Source organism: Natrialbaceae archaeon AArc-T1-2, from assembly GCF_030273315.1.
GTDB lineage: Archaea > Halobacteriota > Halobacteria > Halobacteriales > Natrialbaceae > Tc-Br11-E2g1.
The window spans coordinates 368,214-384,499 of the sequence record NZ_CP127174.1 but is presented as its reverse complement, the minus strand read 5'-3'; the positions used below and the strand labels follow the sequence as shown (position 1 = coordinate 384,499).

Sequence of the window (16,286 nt, the reverse complement as noted above, 5' to 3'; positions counted from 1 at the left end):
GCTGCCCTGCGGTATCAGCCGTCGATCCCGAAGACCTCGACGGTCGTCGAGTCGGCGTCCTCGTCGCTCTCGACGGCGACCGGGAACGAGACGTCCTGACGGACGGGGAACGTCTCGTAACCCAGCTCGATCGTTTCGGTCGCGTCGCCGTCGATCGTGACCGACGCCGCGTCGACGACCTGGGGATCGGTCCCGACCACCAGGTCGACGTCCGCCGTCGTCGCGACCGGGCCGGGGTTGTCGAGTTCGACGGTGACGGTTAGCCACTCGCCGCCGTCGACTGGCGCGTTCGTATCCAGGAGCGTTACCGATGCTGGCTCCGGCTCTGGGGACTCGGATTCGCCGCCGTAGTCTGCGGGGTCGATCGCCTCGCCGTCGAGGTAGGGGGTCGCCTCGCCGTCGACCTCGAGGGCGGTCAGCTCGCCGGTGAACTCGAAGCCGTCGACGCCGCCACGAACCCAGCCGTCGATCGTCGACTCGTCGACGAACTCCCCGCCGGTGCCGTACTCCGAGAGTTCCTCGCTGCGTTCGATCTCGCCGTCGACGATGAACTGGTACTCCGTGACGTCGTCGCTTCCCTCGCCGTCGAATTGCAGCGTGTGCTGGCTGTCGGTCTCGCCGCCGTACTCGGCGGGATCGACCGCCTCGCCGTCGACGTAGGACGTCGCCTCGCCGTCGATCTCGAGGGCGGTCAGCGCGCCGGTGAACTCGAAGCCGTCGACGCCGCCACGAACCCAGCCGTCGATCGTCGACTCGTCGACGAACTCCCCGCCGGTGCCGTACTCCGAGAGCTCGTCGCTACGTTCGATCTCGCCGTCGACCGTGAACCGGTACGCCGTGACGTCGTCGTTCCCCTCGCCGTCGAACTGGAGCGTGTGTCGGTCGTCCTCATCCGTGGCCGTCACCTCGACGGTCGTCGACCCTTCGTCGCCGTCGGTTTCGACGCGGACCGGAACCTCGACGTCCTGTTGTACCGATGCGGTCTCGTAGCCCAGTTCGACCGTCTCCGTCTCGCCGGGAGCGATCGATACCGCGTCGTCGTCGACGGCCTGTGAGTCGCTTCCGACGCGGACTGTAACGTCGCTCGAGGCCGTTTCCTCGTCCGGGTTCACGAGCGTTGCCCGAACGGTGAGGTACTGCCCACCCTCGAGCGGTGCGTCCGTCTCGAGCCCGACGACGTCGATCGACGGCCCCTCGTCGCCCTGTGACCCGTCGGACCCGCCGTCGAACGACGGACCAGGGTAGTCGTGGACGCGATCCCAGTCGAAGTCGGTGTCCCGGTAGTCGGGAGTGATCGATCCGGTGTCGAGGCCGGTGGCGATCCCGACGTTCGACGTGTCGTATCGACCGCCGGAACGTCCGACCGTCGCGCCGGAGCCGGACGGCGTGTGAAAGGAGACGTCCTCGAGGATCGCCTCGCCGGAGTTGTGCCACGCGAACGCGGGGATGTGTGACTCCTCGAGCAGGAACTGACAGTCGCTGAACTCGACCCAGTCGTTCTCGAGGAACCGGACGACACCCGACGCTCTCGGGGCGTCCCTGACCACGAACGAGCAGTTCTCGACGTAGCCGCCACTCGAGGCGTTCGATCGATTGTCGGCCATGATCGCCGAGGCGTTGATCCGGCGCTCGTCGTTGCTGTGTGTCGTCCCGTCGAGCGAGAGGTCCGTGAAGAACGTACAGTTCCGGATCACCTCGTTCGAGCCGCCGAGGCGGACGCCGGTCGGACTGTTGTTGGCGAACACACAGTTTTCGATCTCCATTGCGCCGCGCATCCGCGTGTAAATGGCGTTGTTCGGGAACCCGGAGAACACCGAGTTGCGGACCGTCAGCGTGCCGTCCCGGGAGCACCAGATGCCGACCCGGCCGTTGCCACCGTTGTAGTTCGAGAGGTCGCCGTTGTTGTGACAGACGATACCGTCCATCTCGAAGTGTCCGTTGCTCGATTCGGCACCGACCGCGAAGGCGTAGGTGTGATCGGTCCACGTCCGGGGGCCGTCGCTGGCGATCTCCAGGTCCCGGATCGTCCCGACGGTGTCGACGATACAGCGAAAGCCGGTGCCCGGCCGCCCGTCGGAGTCGAACACGAGGTTCTCGAGGAGGATGTTGTCACCCGAGACGTTCAGAACGCGATCGCTCTGGTTGTCGGTTCCCCACGAGCCGGGGACGTAAATCGTGACGTCGCCGTCGCCGCGAATCCCCCAGTTGCGCCTCGACATCGAGAGCTGGCTGTTCCACTCGTAGGTCCCCGGCGGGACCACGAGCAACTCGCCGTCGCTCGAGTTCGACACCACCGGAGCGAGGTCGTCACCGTCGCTCACGTCGAGGACTCGCTCGTCCATTCGTGACGGGTCGGCTGCCTCCGGCTCCGACCGTGCCGTCCCCGACGTCGCCGCTGCGTGACCGCCCAGCAGGGAGGCACCCACCGTGATGCCGGCTAATTTCAGACAGGACCGTCGTCGCAGTACGCGGTTCCTACCGTGCTGTTCGTCAGTCTTGTCGCATGTGACAGGAGATCGGTCTCTCAGTTGTTCCGGATGTTCGCGTGCCATGCACTCTGTGTAGAGAGAGAATAACTGGATAAACTTTCTGTTTCCCTTACTATAAAATTAACAGAAGTTCATGAAATCGTGGTTAAAATAGCTTGTATGAAAGAATATTACTCAAAGAATCTTTGATAGATGGCCCCCTCGACGGCCGTCGTGACGGTGGTCGCCAGTATCGACGGACTAACAACCTCGTGCCAGACAGCCCGAACTCAGCCGCGAGTCGCCGTCGATCCGTCACCGCCAAGTTGTCGATGCAGTTCGTCCATGCGGATTACCTCGAGGTCGCCGTCGCGTTCGCGTGCACGGATGTACTCCATGCTGTTCCTGAAGTCGTCGACCGTCTCCCCGGTGAGACGGTGCCAGTACGGCGCGTAGATGCCGCCGTGCTCGATCGTGCGGTCGACGATGCGTTCGACCCGCGATGATTCCGGATCGCCATCGCCACTGACGAGTTGTGGGTTGGTCGGGAACACGACCGGGTAGCTGAGCGATGACACTCGACCCGTCTGATGGTGTTCCCTGACGACGTCGATCGCGTCGCGAGAGTACCCGTTCTCCGGATAGGCAAAGTGGTTCGCTCCCTCCTGGAAGCCGTGTTCGATGAGCCACTCTCTGGCACCCTCGACTTCGGCTTCGACCTCCTCGACCGACAGCCCTCGGAGATTCGGATGTGTTACCGTGTGGTTACCGACGATCCAGCCGTCGTCCTGTAGCTCCTCGAGCTGGTCGAGGTCACACCTGTCATCGTTTCCGATCCAGTCCGTGGTCACGTACGTCGTTGCGGACCAGCCATACGACGACAGGATGGGAAACGCTTCGGTATACTGTGTTTCGTGTCCGTCGTCGAACTGGAGAACGACTTTTGCGGTGTCGAACGACGGCGTCCGCCAGAGCGAATCGAAATACAACCGCGGACGTCCCGACTCGTTGCTGGATGGCGACGGCCGGAGCCTGATCGTCTCGATCGCGCTCAGGTCCGGCTCCACGCCGTCGACCGCCGGGTCATCGATCGCGAGGTCGATCCGGATCCACCCGTCGGCAGCCGCGGACACCCGTTGTCTGAACCGCCATCGGTTACCGTCCCCGTCCTCGAGTTCGACGAACGGCGAGGCGCCCGTGCTGTAGTCCTTCGCCTTGACGATGAGTGCCATCCCCGATTCTGTCAGGTCGAGCGGGTCGTCGGCGTAGTCGAATGCGACGGATCCGTTCGTCGAACCGGCGTAGTAGATAGACTGCGAACCTGTTGCTGCAGTCCCGGTAACACCCCAGTTTTCGTCGATATCCTCGGTCCGTACATCCTCGACGGTCTCTATTGCCGTTCCAGCGGGCCACGACCGCCACTCCGATTCGGGTTCGGGGGAGGAATCAACGGCACTTGCACGCTCTCTGGGCTCGCTCTCGCTTGCGGAGCCGTCCCCGTCACGAGAGAGACACCCCGAAAGCGCCGTTCCGATCCCGATAGCTGTGTAATAGAGTGCATTTCGTCGTCTCATCGAGTGAACCAGTATCGGATGCGACCAGTTAGGTAGTGACCTATTTCTCCTCGTCTTATACTTCTGGCAGAGCCCGGCGACGTGACACGGCGCAGAAACCACAGTATAACTAACCGAGAACGTTCCGAACCGCGAAGCGACATCGACAGATGGAACTCCTTCGTAAAGCGTCCGCCCTGGTCTCGAGGCCGGGACAGGTCCTCAGGCACGCCAAACAGGGTGCAAACGAACTGTTCCGGCTGGTTCGAACCCGTCGTCCGGGCGCTATCGGAAGCTTCATCGCCGCCGGAGCGACCGGCCGGAGCCCGTACGACGTCTACATCCGATATCTCGCGGGACGAACTGGTGGGACGGTCTCCCGCGAGATCAACGGCCACGAGATGGTACTAAACCTCGAGGACGGCGGCCTCTCCCGGGATCTGCTGGTATACGGGACGAGAGAGCAACGAACTATCGAACTCTTCGAGCGTGCCCTGCGACGCATCGACGCGATGACGGCAGCGCCCGTCACCGTCCTCGAGATCGGGGCGAACATCGGCTACTACGCCCTCGCCGAAGCCAGGGCGGTCGGACCCGACGGTCGGGTGCTCGCGTTCGAACCCGACGACCGAAACGTCCGGTATCTCGAGCAAAACGTCCGGCTGAACGGCTACGAGGACCGGATCACGATCGAGCCGGCGGCGGTCGGTCCCGAGAGCGGCACGGCCGAGTTACGGCTCTCGACGCATACGAACCTGAACCGGATCGAGTCGGCGTCGACGGACGGCGACCGTCGTGACGCCGACGACTCCGAGCGCGTCGACGTCTGGTCGGTCGAGGAGTACCTGACATCCCGCGAGATCCCGGCTGGGTCGATCCACGCGGTTCGGATGGACCTCGAGGGGTACGAGGCCGAACTCGTCCCCGCGATGGAATCGGTGCTCGGCGCTCCTGGGCCGTTGCTCGTGCTCGTCGAGATGCATCCGAACATCCTCACGACAGCCGACACCGAGCGGGTGCTCCGGACCTTCGACCGGCACGGGTTCGAGATCGTCGCCGTCGTCTTCGAAGAGATCACGTCGAAGCCGCTGGTCGCTCCTCGCCAGTACGAGTCGTTCGAGTCGTTGCGGTCGCTGTCCGGAGGGTACAACCTGCTCGTCAGGAAAGGCGTGTAGCGACGCCGCCCGGCGGTTTGAGCCGAGAGGGGAGGTCACGAGCGAACGGTCCGTCTCACCATCTCGAGGTCGACGGCTCCGACGGCGATCGCGAGTGATCCCCACGTGGCGACCGCGAGTCCGACGACGGCAGCCAGCGAGAGCAACCCCGTGACGTACGGAAACGCAAGCCACAGGACGACGGACATCCCGCCGGTGACCACACAGACGGTGCCGAGATCGGAGCCGATGCGGCCGGTATCCAGCGGGAGTTCGGTGGCGACGATGTAGAGTTTCACGGCCACGTAAAACGAGTGTGTGAGGACCGTCGCGATCGCGGCACCGACGACGCCGACCGTCGGTATCAACAGCACGTTCAGCCCGACGTTGGCGGTCGATGCGATCCCCTTGGCGATCGCACGCTCGCGTGCCCTGCCGAGGTAGTTCAGTGGGTGGTCGGTAATCTTCGTGAGTGCCTGGAGGACGGCATACACCGACAGGACCTGCAACACCGCCACCGCACCGGCGAACTCCGCGCCGAAGATTCCCGTCACGGCCGGCTCGGCGACGACGAAGATCCCCACCGCTGCCGGGACGTACAACAGGAGCGAGTACTTCAGCGACGCCTCGTAGAGGGACGCGGCGGTGTCGAGTTCGGAGGCAGCCTTCTGTTTACCGTACGTCGGCGAGATCGAGAACCCGAGTGCCGAGGCGGGCATCTGGACGAACTCGACGATCTGTTTGCTGAGGACGTAAAAGCCGACCGCGGCCGGGTTCAGGAAGAACCCGACGAGAATCGTATCGACGTCTTTGTCGACTTTGCCCGCCACTCCAGTGACGGTGAGCGGGACGTTGTACTCGAGAATGCGACGTGTCAGTCCGGACTCCATCCGCGCGGCCCGTGGCGACGGTCGGTAGTGACGCCGGTAGAGGACGCCGATGCCGATGGCGGACGCGACGAGCGAGCCGGCGATGTACCCACCGAGTGCTCCCAGCGCTCCATAGCCCAGCGCGACGAACCCGACGGCGAACAGCAGCCGACCGCCCATGTCGATCGCTTTCACCGTCGCCGCGAGCTCGATGTCCTCGAACCCCTGGGCGATCGACCGGGTGAACGTCGTCGTCGCCTCGAACGCGACGAACAGCGCTCCCCACAGGAGCAACGTCGCGATACCGGCTTCGCCGACGAGTTCCGAGATGTGTTCGTGGCCAACTGCGAGTACAAGCGAGACGATCCCGAGTGTGAGAACCGTCACCAACGCGGATCGTTCGAGGATGTGTGGAACCTGTCCGGGATCGTCTTCCCGGTACATTGCGACGTACCTGGCTGCCGATTTCGCGATGCCGAGTTTGCTGAATATCCCTACGACGGTGAGAATCGATATCGCGAGAAACAGGGTTCCATAGGCGTCGGGCTCGAGCAGTCGGGCCAGGAGAAACACGAGGAGCCCGCCGGCAACGGTGGCGACGACCAGGCCGACGAACTCGGCTCTGAACCGCGACCCGAGTTGCTCCGGCAGGCTCATGACGATGCTGGTTCGTCCGGAACAACGTGATAGAGTTCGAACTCCCCGTTCGACTGGACCCGGTTGACGCCAGGCTGACCGTCGATCGAGTCGAACCCTGCCGACGTGTACCGAAGTCCCCTGTATGCGATCGTCTCACGGTCGCGATCCGTCCGTGTAATCACGAGATAGTGGTCGGTATCGTACTGGCTCGAGAGCGGTTCGTCAAACGCATCCTCGGAGATGCTTCCGTGGGCGTGGCTTCGCTCGGGGTTGCCGTGGATCGCGTCGTCGTAGCGGTTCGGACCATCCCGGATCCCCAGGAATTCGACGTCGTCGTCGCTGTTTGCGAAGGCCGACTCGTATCCGGTCAGTTGACTGTCGGTCACGTGCTGTGACTGGCTGTAGATGTACGGCGAAGGGAAGACGGCGAGCAACGAGACGACGAGCAGGATACCGAACCCGACGGCAAGCAGCGACCGAACGGACGATCCCGTCCCCTCCCGACGGGTCCGCCACGTCACTACCCGATCTATGGCGAGCGCACCGAGAACCGTCAGGAGAACCATCGCGAGTCCGAAGACGCGAAAGTACATCTCCGACGTGTCGCTGAAGAAATACAGCACGAACAGGGCTGCCAGACCGATCAGTCCGAGCGTGAAATATGCGGTCACGGCGGAAACGTCACGGCAGTTCCAGCCGGATCGCCGGGCCAGGGTAGCGAGAACGAGTCCGCTGGTGGCAAGTGCGAAGATCAGTTGTGGAGTGAACAGTTTGAAGAATATCTCCCCGATTCCGCCGCCGACTGCCGCCAGCGACGCGCCCTGGTCAGCGATCGATTCGCCAGCGGTGCCGCCGTCACCGAAGACGTACATCACCGTCGAGACGACGGCTCGTTCGGCGAACTCGGCGAAAAAACCGTGCTTCGACGCCCAGGCAAAAAAGACCGCGATCAGAAACAGCGTCTGTCCGTACAGCAGGCGGTGGTCCGTGATCGCGCCGTCCGTTGTTCGGTGTGCGACGAGCTGGACGGAACAGATACCGAGAAAGACGACGATCATATGTGCGACGTACTGTGGGTGGAAGACGACCGTCGAGATCGAGAGAATCGCAAGGACAACCCCGACCGCAGAGAACGAGCCGCTCTCACGGCCGGCGAAGACGTACTTCAGCAGTACGTAAACTACCAGCGCGGAAAACAGGACTGTCTGTGTCATCGCGTGTGGATGCATGTGCGTCGAGAGGGTCGTGATCGGCAATAACAAGAACGCCGAAAATGTCCCAACGACGGTCGCCGTGGGTGTCGGAACGACTGTCTGGACAGCCAGCGGGACAAAGACAATGAACACCACTACTGAGAGAAGAACAACAAACATCATCGACTGGGTTAGCGGTGCTCCAATCACAGACTCGATCAGTACCGAGACGGTGTGTATTCCGGGGTAAAGTAACTCGAACGGAGACAGCGATCCGTCGCGGATCGCGCTCGCCCAACCGAAGTGGGTTAACGAGTCGGTCTGCCCATTGAACCGATAGCCACGAATGATGGGGAGGCCTGCGAAGACGAGGGTCGACAACCCCCCGAGTACGAGGGCATCAATCCGAAGCAACCTACCCTCATCTAGTACCGACGAAGTCGCGACGAACAGCGAGACGAGAAATCCAATTCCTAGCCCGATCCACGTTCCAGTTGGTGTCGCGGTATACAGCGACACCTCGTATCCCGTCGCTGGCGAGGTAACGGCAGTGAACGTCGCGCCGACAACCGCAAAGAACCCGAGCGAAACCAGGAGTGAATCACGGTGCTGTTGTCTACATGTCGTTGGTTCTGACCTCATATATTCACAGGAAGTTCTGTCGTTCGTGACCTTGTTATACGCAAGATACCCTCGGACAGGAAGTGTTCACCGTCTGTTGGTTCACACATCTATGGATTCTCAAAACCGCCATCGGTGACTTCGATCCAGAAGTAGGTGTATCGATACGCGTTGTCGGTGGTCGGCGTCTCGGGAACGTCGTCGACGTAGAGGAGAACGGTGATCCGGACGGTGCCGCCGTCGGCGACTGGCGTCACGTCACTCTCGCCGTATGCAGTCTCACCGTCGGAGACGGCATACTCGAGACGGTCGATCTCCGTTCGCTCGTTGACCTCGCCGTTGGTCAGCCGTTGCTCCTGAACGACGGCCGTGTATTCGGTATCGTCACCTTCCCAGTTCTCGACGGCGATCGTCACGGGGACCGATTCTCCGGCATCCACGGTCGACGGATACTCCCCGGTGACGTACTCGCCAGAGTCGTTCTCGGTGAGCAACTCAAGGCTGGTGTACTGTTCGCCCGACTGGGGCGAGACGAGGGCGTAGCCGACGGTCGTCAACGCGAGTACCATACTGACGACGAGCGCGACGTTGATCGCCGTGTGGACGGCGGAGTTCGTGTCGAAGATGGCCGTGCGGGCCGTCTCGACGCGTCGGCCGAGGTGGATGCGATAGCGCTCGGCCCGCGGGACGCGACGCCGTCTGACGGTGGCGATCGCGACGAGCCCCAGGACGTAGCCGGCGAGGACCGTCACCACGACACCCGTCGAGTAGCCCCACGAGCCGGCCGCGATGACCAGTGCCAGCAGGGGAAGGATGGCGACGCTCAGGCCGAACGCGAGCGCCAGCCGCTCGAGGTCACTGATGCCGCTGGTTCCGGCCGGGACAGCAGTTTCCGTCGCCAGTCGTGTGTCGGACGCACGCGGAAAGAGCGCCGAGACGGTCGCGTATCCCGGCAGGAAACACAGCAGTGGGAATCCGACCGCCGCCCGGACCAGCGTCGAACCGACGTCGACGACTGCCAACACTGTTACTGCGACGAAGACGAATCCCGCCACGCCAGCCAGATCCGTCGGCATCTCCGTGACGAGTCGTTTGCTTCCCTGGCGGACGGCCGTGAACGGCTGTATCAGTCGTGTCGAGCGGTCTGTCATCGATCCAGTAGTATTGACTGCTCGCGTAGTGTCACTCATTGTTACTCGTCGCATACCCCTACAGTCACGACGAACGGAACGAATGCCGGCAATTTCGAGTACGACGCGTGTCCAATAGTGCCGACTACCGCCCTCGAAACGGTCGCAAACGGTCAGTCCGGTAGATATCTAGGGCCCTCTTCGCTCGAGGTAACACGTTCCTACGACCTCTTGAAACTCAAAACTCGTAGGCCATCATCACTTCGTCGACGTGCTCGCCGTCGATCGTGTAGTGGTTCCGGCGGATCGCCTCGGTGTTCCAGCCGTGCTCTGTGAGAAACTCGAGTGCGCGATCGTTGGTCGTCGGAATGCTGTTGTAGACCTTCCGATAGCCGTTGGCTCTGGCCCACTCCAGGCCACGCTCTAAGAGTTCGCTGCCGATCCCCTTGCCGCGGTAGGTCTCGCGGACGCCGACGGTCTGGCGGGCGGTCTCTTTGACCTGGTCCAGATGTGGCAGGTCGAGGTGGGTCCAGCCGACGACTGCGCCGTCGACGGTCGCGACGAAGAACACCCGCGACTCGACGGCGTTGTGTCGCGTGACGGCGTCCTCGTAGAGGAGCTGTTCGGCGACCGTTTCGGCGACGACGTAGGTCTCTTCGGCCGTCACGTCCCGGATCGTCTCGACGAGTCCTTCGAAATCGCTCTGACGGCCGGGGCGGATGATGACCGTCGTTCCGTCCGTCTCGAACTCCTCGATCGCGCCGAACTCGAGTGCGATCCGCAGCGTTCCGCCCTCTGATTCCAGATACCCCTCCGAGGTCAGCCGCTCGAGGTGGTCCTGGAACGTCTCGGCCGACAGCGACAGGGCGTCTCGAAGCGCGTGCCGATTGGCGGTGCCGTGTCGTTCGACGTACTCGTAGATGCGTTTGCTCGTCTCGGACTCGAACGTCGGACGCTCGACGGCCTTCATGACTGCGCGTAGGACGGGAAGTCGCTTAGTTCTTGTCCATTGGTAGCTATTCACATATCGAGTGTCGGCCGGTTCATCATCGACGAACGAGCGTCGTTGCCGCCCTGTCGCCGTCGTTTGCGGACAGGACAGTCGCATCGGTGCCTAGATTCCAAGCGCCTGGCGTCCCAGCTCGAGGCCCCACTGGGGGACGCTGTAGATGAGCAGCCCTGCGAGGGCGAGCTCGAGAGTTGTAATGGCGATCGTCACTATCCCGGCACGGCTGCTGCTGACGGGGACGCCGAGCGGCAGCCCGTACTCCGAAGACGACAGCGGATAAAAGAGCGCGATCCCACGTCTGCTGCCTGCGACGTCGAGGACGTAGTGGGTCAACACGCCGATCCAGACGTACTCGAGGTTGCCGAAGAAGTACGGAAAGGCGACGAAGCCGACGAGTACGGGGAGATTGTGTAGCGTTTTGCGATGCCGACCGAACTCGGTGTCGATGTCGGGGACCATTGCACCGAGTGTTACAGGGACGGCGATCATCACGATCGTCGCGATCATTCGTTCGTCGGCCGTCGGCTCGAGCAGGATACCGAGACCGACGCCGAGCAGTACCGCGTTCAGCACGTGCCCCCGTTTGTTCATTACCTCGTGACTGTTCACTCGAGGGTGGAATAGCTTTCTCTCTTTCTCCCGACACGGTCGGAACGTCACGCCGCGGGAAGAGACGGACGATACCGGTCGGTCCGGAACAAGGTATATTCGTTCGTCAGCCGTTCGACCGGGTATGAGTGGCGACCGCGAACCCGTTACGGCCGACCGTCCGGACAGTCCAGCCCACACCGTCGGTACGGACCACGTCTCTATCTGGGGAAGCAACGCCGAGGAGACGATCTCGTTCTATCGGGATCTGCTCGGCATGCCGCTGGTCCTTCGCCAGCCCAATCTCGACGACCCCTCACAGACGCACCTCTTTTTCGACACCGGCGACGGCCGACTCCTCACCTTCTTCGTCAGCGACGACCGCGACGCCGACCCGCGACAACAGCGTACCTCGGTCGGCGGCGTCCATCACCTCGCGTTCCGGATCGCGCCCGACCGCTTCGAGGAAGTGATGGCCGCTCTCGAGGAGGACGGCCGTGGCTACAACGTCTTCGACCGGGGGATCTTTCACTCGATCTACACCCGCGACAACGACGGCCTCGTGATCGAACTCTCGACGGACAAGTACGACGTCCCCGACGACCGCCGGGCGGAAGTGCTCGCGACCGCCCAGCGGCTCCGCGAGGAAGACGGTGCGGAGTACGCCGAGGACGAACACCTCGAGGCCGCCCTCGAGGAACTCGGTCTCGAGGTCGAGCGATACGATCTCCCCGACTCGGAACGTGGCGTCGGCGGCATCGAGTGAGACGCCGACGACACACCCGTTCGTCCTGTCAACAGTACGGGCGAGCGCTGGCCGTGCTGGCGTGACGATTTACCGCCTGCTCGTCGCGTTCGCGACGATGCTATCGGTACCGACGGATCTGAAAACGAGGGAACGACTATCCGAACTTCCCGGTGATGTAGTCCTCGACGCGCTGGCTCTCGGGGTTCTCGAAGATCTTCGCCGTGTCGTCGAACTCCGCGAGGTGGCCACCGGTGAGGAAGACGGCGGTCTTATCGGAGATCCGGGCAGCCTGTTGCATGTTGTGGGTGACGATCACGACGGTGTACTCCTCGGCGAGTTCCTCGACCAGGTCTTCGATCTGGGAGGTCGCGACGGGGTCGAGCGCCGAGGCAGGTTCGTCCATCAGGATCACTTCGGGGTCGGTCGCGATCGCACGGGCAATACAGAGTCGCTGTTGTTGGCCGCCAGAGAGATCGAGTCCGGACTCGTCGAGTCTACCGTCGACTTCGTCGAGCAAGGCGGCACGCTCGAGTGCCGTTCGGACCTTCTCCTCGAGATTGCCGTCGTCTTTGCCCTGGACGCGCAGCCCGTAGGCGACGTTGTCGAAGATGCTCTTGGGGAAGGGGTTCGGTTTCTGGAAGACCATCCCGATCTTCCGGCGGAGGGCGACGGGATCGACGTCGTCGTCGTAAACGTTCTTCCCGTGGAAGTAGAGGTCGCCTTCGACGCGGGCGACGTCGATCAGGTCGTTCATCCGGTTGATACAGCGAAGGAACGTCGATTTCCCACAGCCCGAAGGGCCGATGAGCGCCGTCACCTTCCGTTCGGGGATCTGCATGTCGATCCCCTGCAAGGCCTGGTCGTCGCCGTAGAACACATTCAGATCGTGCGCTTCGATGACCGCGTCGTCCACCTGGGGCGAACCCGCGACGCGGTCGCGATCGACCGCCCCCACTTCCTCCCGTGCCGAGCCCTCGATCCGGGTCTCCGAGACGGTCCCCGACCCGCTCTGGTTTGCGGTCATGCAGTTATCGATACGTGACGCTTCGGGCAGTTACCTGTTGCGAATCGGTGCTCGCTCGTGTCGTCGGCGTCCCCGAGCGGTCGTCCACTGCCGGTCGGACTGGAGCGTCGCGACGAGTGCAGATCAGTCGTCTCCCCGTCATCACGTTGATCGTCGACGTCGTCGAATAAATAGGGCGCTATGTGGTCTATATATCGGTATGTAGATCGAGGGTGTCGTGCGCTCAGGACCGGGGATCGTACCTGTTGCGGATGAAGATCGCGACGGCGTTCATCAGCAACAGGATCGACAGCAAGACGACGATCCCCGCGGCGGCGACGTGCTGGAACCCGGGTTCGGGCAGGGTCGCCCACTCGAAGATCATCATCGGCATCGCGCTGAACGGGGCGGTGAGGCTGTCGGGGCCGACGAACAGCGAGGTCGCAGCACCGACCATCAGGATCGGGGCCGTCTCGCCGATCGCTCGCGATAGCGAGAGGATCGTCCCCGTCATGATGCCGGGCAGTGCACGGGGAAGGACGACATCCCGGATTACCTGCCACTGGGTCGCGCCGACGCCGTAGGCGGCCTGTCGCTGGGAGTCCGGCACCGCACGCAACGCTTCCTGGGTCGAGACGATGACGATCGGCAGAATCAGAAGCGTCAACGTCAACGCGCCGGCGATGAGACTCGAGCCTAGCTGTATCGCGCGGACGAAGATCGCCAACCCGAGCAGCCCGTAGACGATCGAGGGGACGCCCGCGAGGTTGGCGATGTTGGCCTCGATAAAGGACTTCAGCCGGCTCTCGGAGGCGTACTCCTCGAGATAGACCGCCGCGCCGACGCCGAGGAAGATGGTGAAGACGGCGGTCAGCGCGATGAGGAAGATCGAGCCGACGATCGCGGGGTAGATACCAGCACCGCGAGCGCCGGGCAGGTAGTACTCGATCGTCTGGGATGGCGGGTACGTGAGAAACTCCCAGGTGACCCAGCCCCAGGACTCGTAGACGACGTCGGCGAGCAAGGCCACGAGTGCGACGATACCAACGAGCGTCGAGGCGAAACAGACCGCGACGAACGCGCGGCCGATCTTACGCTTTCGCTCGATGTCCTCGGTCGATTCGCCAAACGGCGTCCGTGTATCCGTGCTCATTCGTACTCCTCCCGGTAGCGCGCTTTGACCCACAGGCTGAACAGGTTCATCGCGAGTGTCATCGCAAACAGCGTCAGTCCGACGGCGAACAGGCTCTGGTACTGGATCGATCCGACCGACACGTCACTGATCCCGATCTGGACCATGTAGGCGGTCATCGTCTGCATCGGTTCCAGGGGATTGCCCGTGATCTGGGGGGTCATCCCGACGGCGAGGGTGACGGCCATCGTCTCTCCGATCGCTCGCGAGAGCGCGAGGATGTAGGAAGCGATGATGCCCGACAGCGAGGCCGGGACGACGACGTTCGTCGAGACCTCGAACTTCGTCGCACCCAGGCCGTAGGCGGCGTTGCGAAGCTCGTCCGGCACCGAACTCATCGCGTCCTCGCTGAGACTCGAGACCATCGGGATGATCATGATCCCGACGACGACCGCGCCCGCGGCCAGGTTGAACGTCCCCGTCTGGGGGAACACCCGCTGGAGCAGCGGCGTGATAAACGAGAGGGCGAAAAAGCCGTAGACGATCGTCGGGACTCCGGCGAGGATCTCGAGCGTCGGCTTGATCACCTTCCGGACCTGCGGATCGGCGTACTCGCTGAGATAGACCGCGGTCGCCGTACCGACGGGGATCGCGATGATCGCCGACCCCACCGTGACGGCGAGAGTCCCCCAGATCAGCGGGAGTACGCCGTAACTGCGCGGTCGGATGACCGGCGACCAGTTGGCCTCGGTGAAGAACTCGACGATCGAGACCCGCTGGAAGAAGTCGATCGAGCCGTCGACGAGAACGAGGATGATCGCGAGCGTCGTCAGGACGGTGACAGCCGCACAGGAGAAAAAGACCAGCCGGATGAGGTCGTTCTTCCGGTCGTCGACGCTGCTGCCACGGGCCGTAATGCCGACGTCCTGGTCGGTGCTCATGCCGTCACCTCCTCGAGTGCCTCCCGGAGTGTCGCCTCGCTCTTTGCGACGCTTGGCTCGTCCGGATCGTCGACCTCGTCGGGCAGGGCGTAGTAGCCGACCCGGCGGGCGGCCCACTGGGTCCAGACGAGCGTCTCGTCGTCTTCGACGATGTCTGCCTCGGTCGCCTCGCCGTCGATCTCCTCGAAGTAGAACTCGGCGAACGCCCGCACGACGTCTCGCTCGAGCGCGCTGACCCGGAAGTACGTGTACAGCGGCCGGGTCAACGGCGTGTACTCTCCGCTCTCGATCGTTTCTCGGGTCGGCTCGACCGGTCCGTCGCCGTCGTCGACGCCGATCAGCTTCAGGTCGTCTTCGTTCTCGTAGTAGTAGCCGGCTCCGCCGAAGCCGAGCGCGTACTCGCTGCCGCGAACGCCACGGACGATGACGTTGGTGTCCGCGCTCGCGGAGTAATCTGACCGGATGTCACCGATCTCGTCGTTGATCTGTTCGGTGAAGTAATCGAAGGTCCCCGAGGCCGGATCGCGACCGTAGAGTTCGATCTCCTCGTCGGGCCACTCCTCACGGACGTCGCTCCACGTGTCGACGTCTGACCCCGACTGCCAGATCTGGTGGAGTTCCTCGACGGTGAGGTCGTCACACCAGCCGTTGTCCGGGTGGGCGAAGACGGCGAGTCCGTCGAGTGCCGTCTCGAGGCCGACGTACTCGATCCCGTTTGCCGAACACATCTCCGACTCGCCGTCGAGGATCGGTCGACTCGCGTTCTGGACGTCGGTTTCGCCCGCGCAGAACCGCTGAAAGCCGGCTCCCGTTCCGGAACCCCGGACGGGGATGATGACGCGGTTGTTCCGCCACTGGAACTCCTCGGAGACGACAGCACCGTGAGGGAGGACGGTGTTACTGCCGTCGACTAAAACCTCCCCCGAGAGGTCGGTCTCGTAGCCGCGAGTAATACACCCCGACAGTCCAGTCAGGACCGCCCCCACGGTACCGAGCAGGACGCGACGCCGTGTCGTCGTGGTGTCACGGCCGGACGTCGGCTTGTTTCCCATCACCGCCTGGTTGTGTCTATTCGGTCTAAATACTCTACTATGTTCTCTATATATCTCTATGTTCGATGCCAGCTAGCACATACCACTTAACGACGAAATATACACTATCGAAACCCCGATACCGTCAGTTACAGCGGATCCAATCCGGAACCATCTCTGGCTCTATAGATACGGTCGAATTTATAT

At 62.9% G+C, this 16,286-nt stretch carries 13 protein-coding genes; 2 read left to right on the top strand and 11 right to left on the bottom strand.

Annotated elements, in window-relative coordinates; translation table 11 throughout:
* Positions 1–14: 14 nt before the first annotated feature.
* Positions 15–2,342 (bottom strand): right-handed parallel beta-helix repeat-containing protein, encoded by a 2,328-nt coding sequence (locus QQ977_RS01835; protein WP_285927208.1) that lies wholly within the window; start codon positions 2,340–2,342, stop codon positions 15–17.
* Between the two features lie 416 nt (positions 2,343–2,758).
* A complete protein-coding gene (locus tag QQ977_RS01830) occupies positions 2,759–4,042 on the bottom strand; it encodes a polysaccharide deacetylase family protein (protein ID WP_285927207.1) in 1,284 nt (427 codons plus the stop codon).
* 149 nt (positions 4,043–4,191) lie between these two features.
* Between QQ977_RS01830 and QQ977_RS01825 the strand changes: the two genes are divergently transcribed.
* Positions 4,192–5,196, top strand: a complete 1,005-nt coding sequence (locus QQ977_RS01825) for an FkbM family methyltransferase (RefSeq protein ID WP_285927206.1) — start codon at positions 4,192–4,194, stop codon at positions 5,194–5,196.
* A gap of 35 nt (positions 5,197–5,231) precedes the next feature.
* On the opposite strand, the gene QQ977_RS01820 is transcribed toward QQ977_RS01825, so the two are convergent.
* From QQ977_RS01820 to QQ977_RS01800, 5 genes are all read right to left on the bottom strand, one after another.
* Complete coding sequence (locus QQ977_RS01820) at positions 5,232–6,701, bottom strand: flippase (protein ID WP_285927203.1); 1,470 nt, start codon at positions 6,699–6,701, stop codon at positions 5,232–5,234.
* Positions 6,698–7,897: a DUF6541 family protein gene (locus QQ977_RS01815; RefSeq protein WP_345783345.1), complete on the bottom strand. Its 1,200-nt coding sequence runs from the start codon at positions 7,895–7,897 to the stop codon at positions 6,698–6,700. Before QQ977_RS01815 ends, QQ977_RS01820 begins: the two co-directional genes overlap by 4 nt.
* Before the next feature lie 710 nt (positions 7,898–8,607).
* Positions 8,608–9,648, bottom strand: coding sequence for a DUF1616 domain-containing protein (locus QQ977_RS01810; RefSeq protein WP_285927201.1), 1,041 nt, complete (start codon positions 9,646–9,648; stop codon positions 8,608–8,610).
* Between the two features lie 217 nt (positions 9,649–9,865).
* A complete protein-coding gene (locus QQ977_RS01805; protein ID WP_285927200.1) occupies positions 9,866–10,597 on the bottom strand; it encodes a GNAT family N-acetyltransferase in 732 nt (243 codons plus the stop codon).
* A 144-nt stretch (positions 10,598–10,741) separates the two neighbouring features.
* Positions 10,742–11,227: a metal-dependent hydrolase gene (locus tag QQ977_RS01800; protein ID WP_285927198.1), complete on the bottom strand. Its 486-nt coding sequence runs from the start codon at positions 11,225–11,227 to the stop codon at positions 10,742–10,744.
* A gap of 142 nt (positions 11,228–11,369) precedes the next feature.
* On the opposite strand from QQ977_RS01800, the gene QQ977_RS01795 reads away from it, so the two are divergent.
* Positions 11,370–11,990: a VOC family protein gene (locus QQ977_RS01795; RefSeq protein WP_285927196.1), complete on the top strand. Its 621-nt coding sequence runs from the start codon at positions 11,370–11,372 to the stop codon at positions 11,988–11,990.
* 136 nt (positions 11,991–12,126) lie between these two features.
* Here QQ977_RS01795 and pstB read toward each other — a convergent pair whose 3' ends face one another.
* The 4 genes from pstB to QQ977_RS01775 form a co-directional block, all read right to left on the bottom strand.
* A complete protein-coding gene (gene pstB / locus QQ977_RS01790) occupies positions 12,127–12,996 on the bottom strand; it encodes a phosphate ABC transporter ATP-binding protein PstB (RefSeq protein WP_285927195.1) in 870 nt (289 codons plus the stop codon).
* Between the two features lie 223 nt (positions 12,997–13,219).
* The gene (pstA, locus tag QQ977_RS01785) at positions 13,220–14,128 is read right to left on the bottom strand and encodes a phosphate ABC transporter permease PstA (protein WP_285927194.1); all 909 of its coding nucleotides are present in this window, start codon (positions 14,126–14,128) and stop codon (positions 13,220–13,222) included.
* The gene (gene pstC, locus QQ977_RS01780; protein ID WP_285927193.1) at positions 14,125–15,048 is read right to left on the bottom strand and encodes a phosphate ABC transporter permease subunit PstC; all 924 of its coding nucleotides are present in this window, start codon (positions 15,046–15,048) and stop codon (positions 14,125–14,127) included. The genes pstA and pstC overlap by 4 nt, the downstream gene beginning before the upstream one ends.
* Positions 15,045–16,100 carry a PstS family phosphate ABC transporter substrate-binding protein gene (locus QQ977_RS01775; RefSeq protein ID WP_285927192.1) on the bottom strand — a complete coding sequence of 352 codons (1,056 nt, stop codon included), beginning with the start codon at positions 16,098–16,100 and terminating at the stop codon, positions 15,045–15,047. The genes pstC and QQ977_RS01775 overlap by 4 nt, the downstream gene beginning before the upstream one ends.
* Between the last annotated feature and the right edge of the window lie 186 nt (positions 16,101–16,286).

What these genes read in the sequence shown, in the direction of transcription:
- QQ977_RS01835 (WP_285927208.1), bottom strand. Translation starts at nt 2,342, where the DNA reads ATGGACGAGCGAGTCCTCGACGTGAGCGACGGTGACGACCTCGCTCCG.
- QQ977_RS01830 (WP_285927207.1), bottom strand. Translation starts at nt 4,042, where the DNA reads ATGAGACGACGAAATGCACTCTATTACACAGCTATCGGGATCGGAACG.
- QQ977_RS01825 (WP_285927206.1), top strand. Translation starts at nt 4,192, where the DNA reads ATGGAACTCCTTCGTAAAGCGTCCGCCCTGGTCTCGAGGCCGGGACAG.
- QQ977_RS01820 (WP_285927203.1), bottom strand. Translation starts at nt 6,701, where the DNA reads ATGAGCCTGCCGGAGCAACTCGGGTCGCGGTTCAGAGCCGAGTTCGTC.
- QQ977_RS01815 (WP_345783345.1), bottom strand. Translation starts at nt 7,897, where the DNA reads ATGACACAGACAGTCCTGTTTTCCGCGCTGGTAGTTTACGTACTGCTG.
- QQ977_RS01810 (WP_285927201.1), bottom strand. Translation starts at nt 9,648, where the DNA reads ATGACAGACCGCTCGACACGACTGATACAGCCGTTCACGGCCGTCCGC.
- QQ977_RS01805 (WP_285927200.1), bottom strand. Translation starts at nt 10,597, where the DNA reads ATGAAGGCCGTCGAGCGTCCGACGTTCGAGTCCGAGACGAGCAAACGC.
- QQ977_RS01800 (WP_285927198.1), bottom strand. Translation starts at nt 11,227, where the DNA reads ATGAACAAACGGGGGCACGTGCTGAACGCGGTACTGCTCGGCGTCGGT.
- QQ977_RS01795 (WP_285927196.1), top strand. Translation starts at nt 11,370, where the DNA reads ATGAGTGGCGACCGCGAACCCGTTACGGCCGACCGTCCGGACAGTCCA.
- pstB (WP_285927195.1), bottom strand. Translation starts at nt 12,996, where the DNA reads ATGACCGCAAACCAGAGCGGGTCGGGGACCGTCTCGGAGACCCGGATC.
- pstA (WP_285927194.1), bottom strand. Translation starts at nt 14,128, where the DNA reads ATGAGCACGGATACACGGACGCCGTTTGGCGAATCGACCGAGGACATC.
- pstC (WP_285927193.1), bottom strand. Translation starts at nt 15,048, where the DNA reads ATGAGCACCGACCAGGACGTCGGCATTACGGCCCGTGGCAGCAGCGTC.
- QQ977_RS01775 (WP_285927192.1), bottom strand. Translation starts at nt 16,100, where the DNA reads ATGGGAAACAAGCCGACGTCCGGCCGTGACACCACGACGACACGGCGT.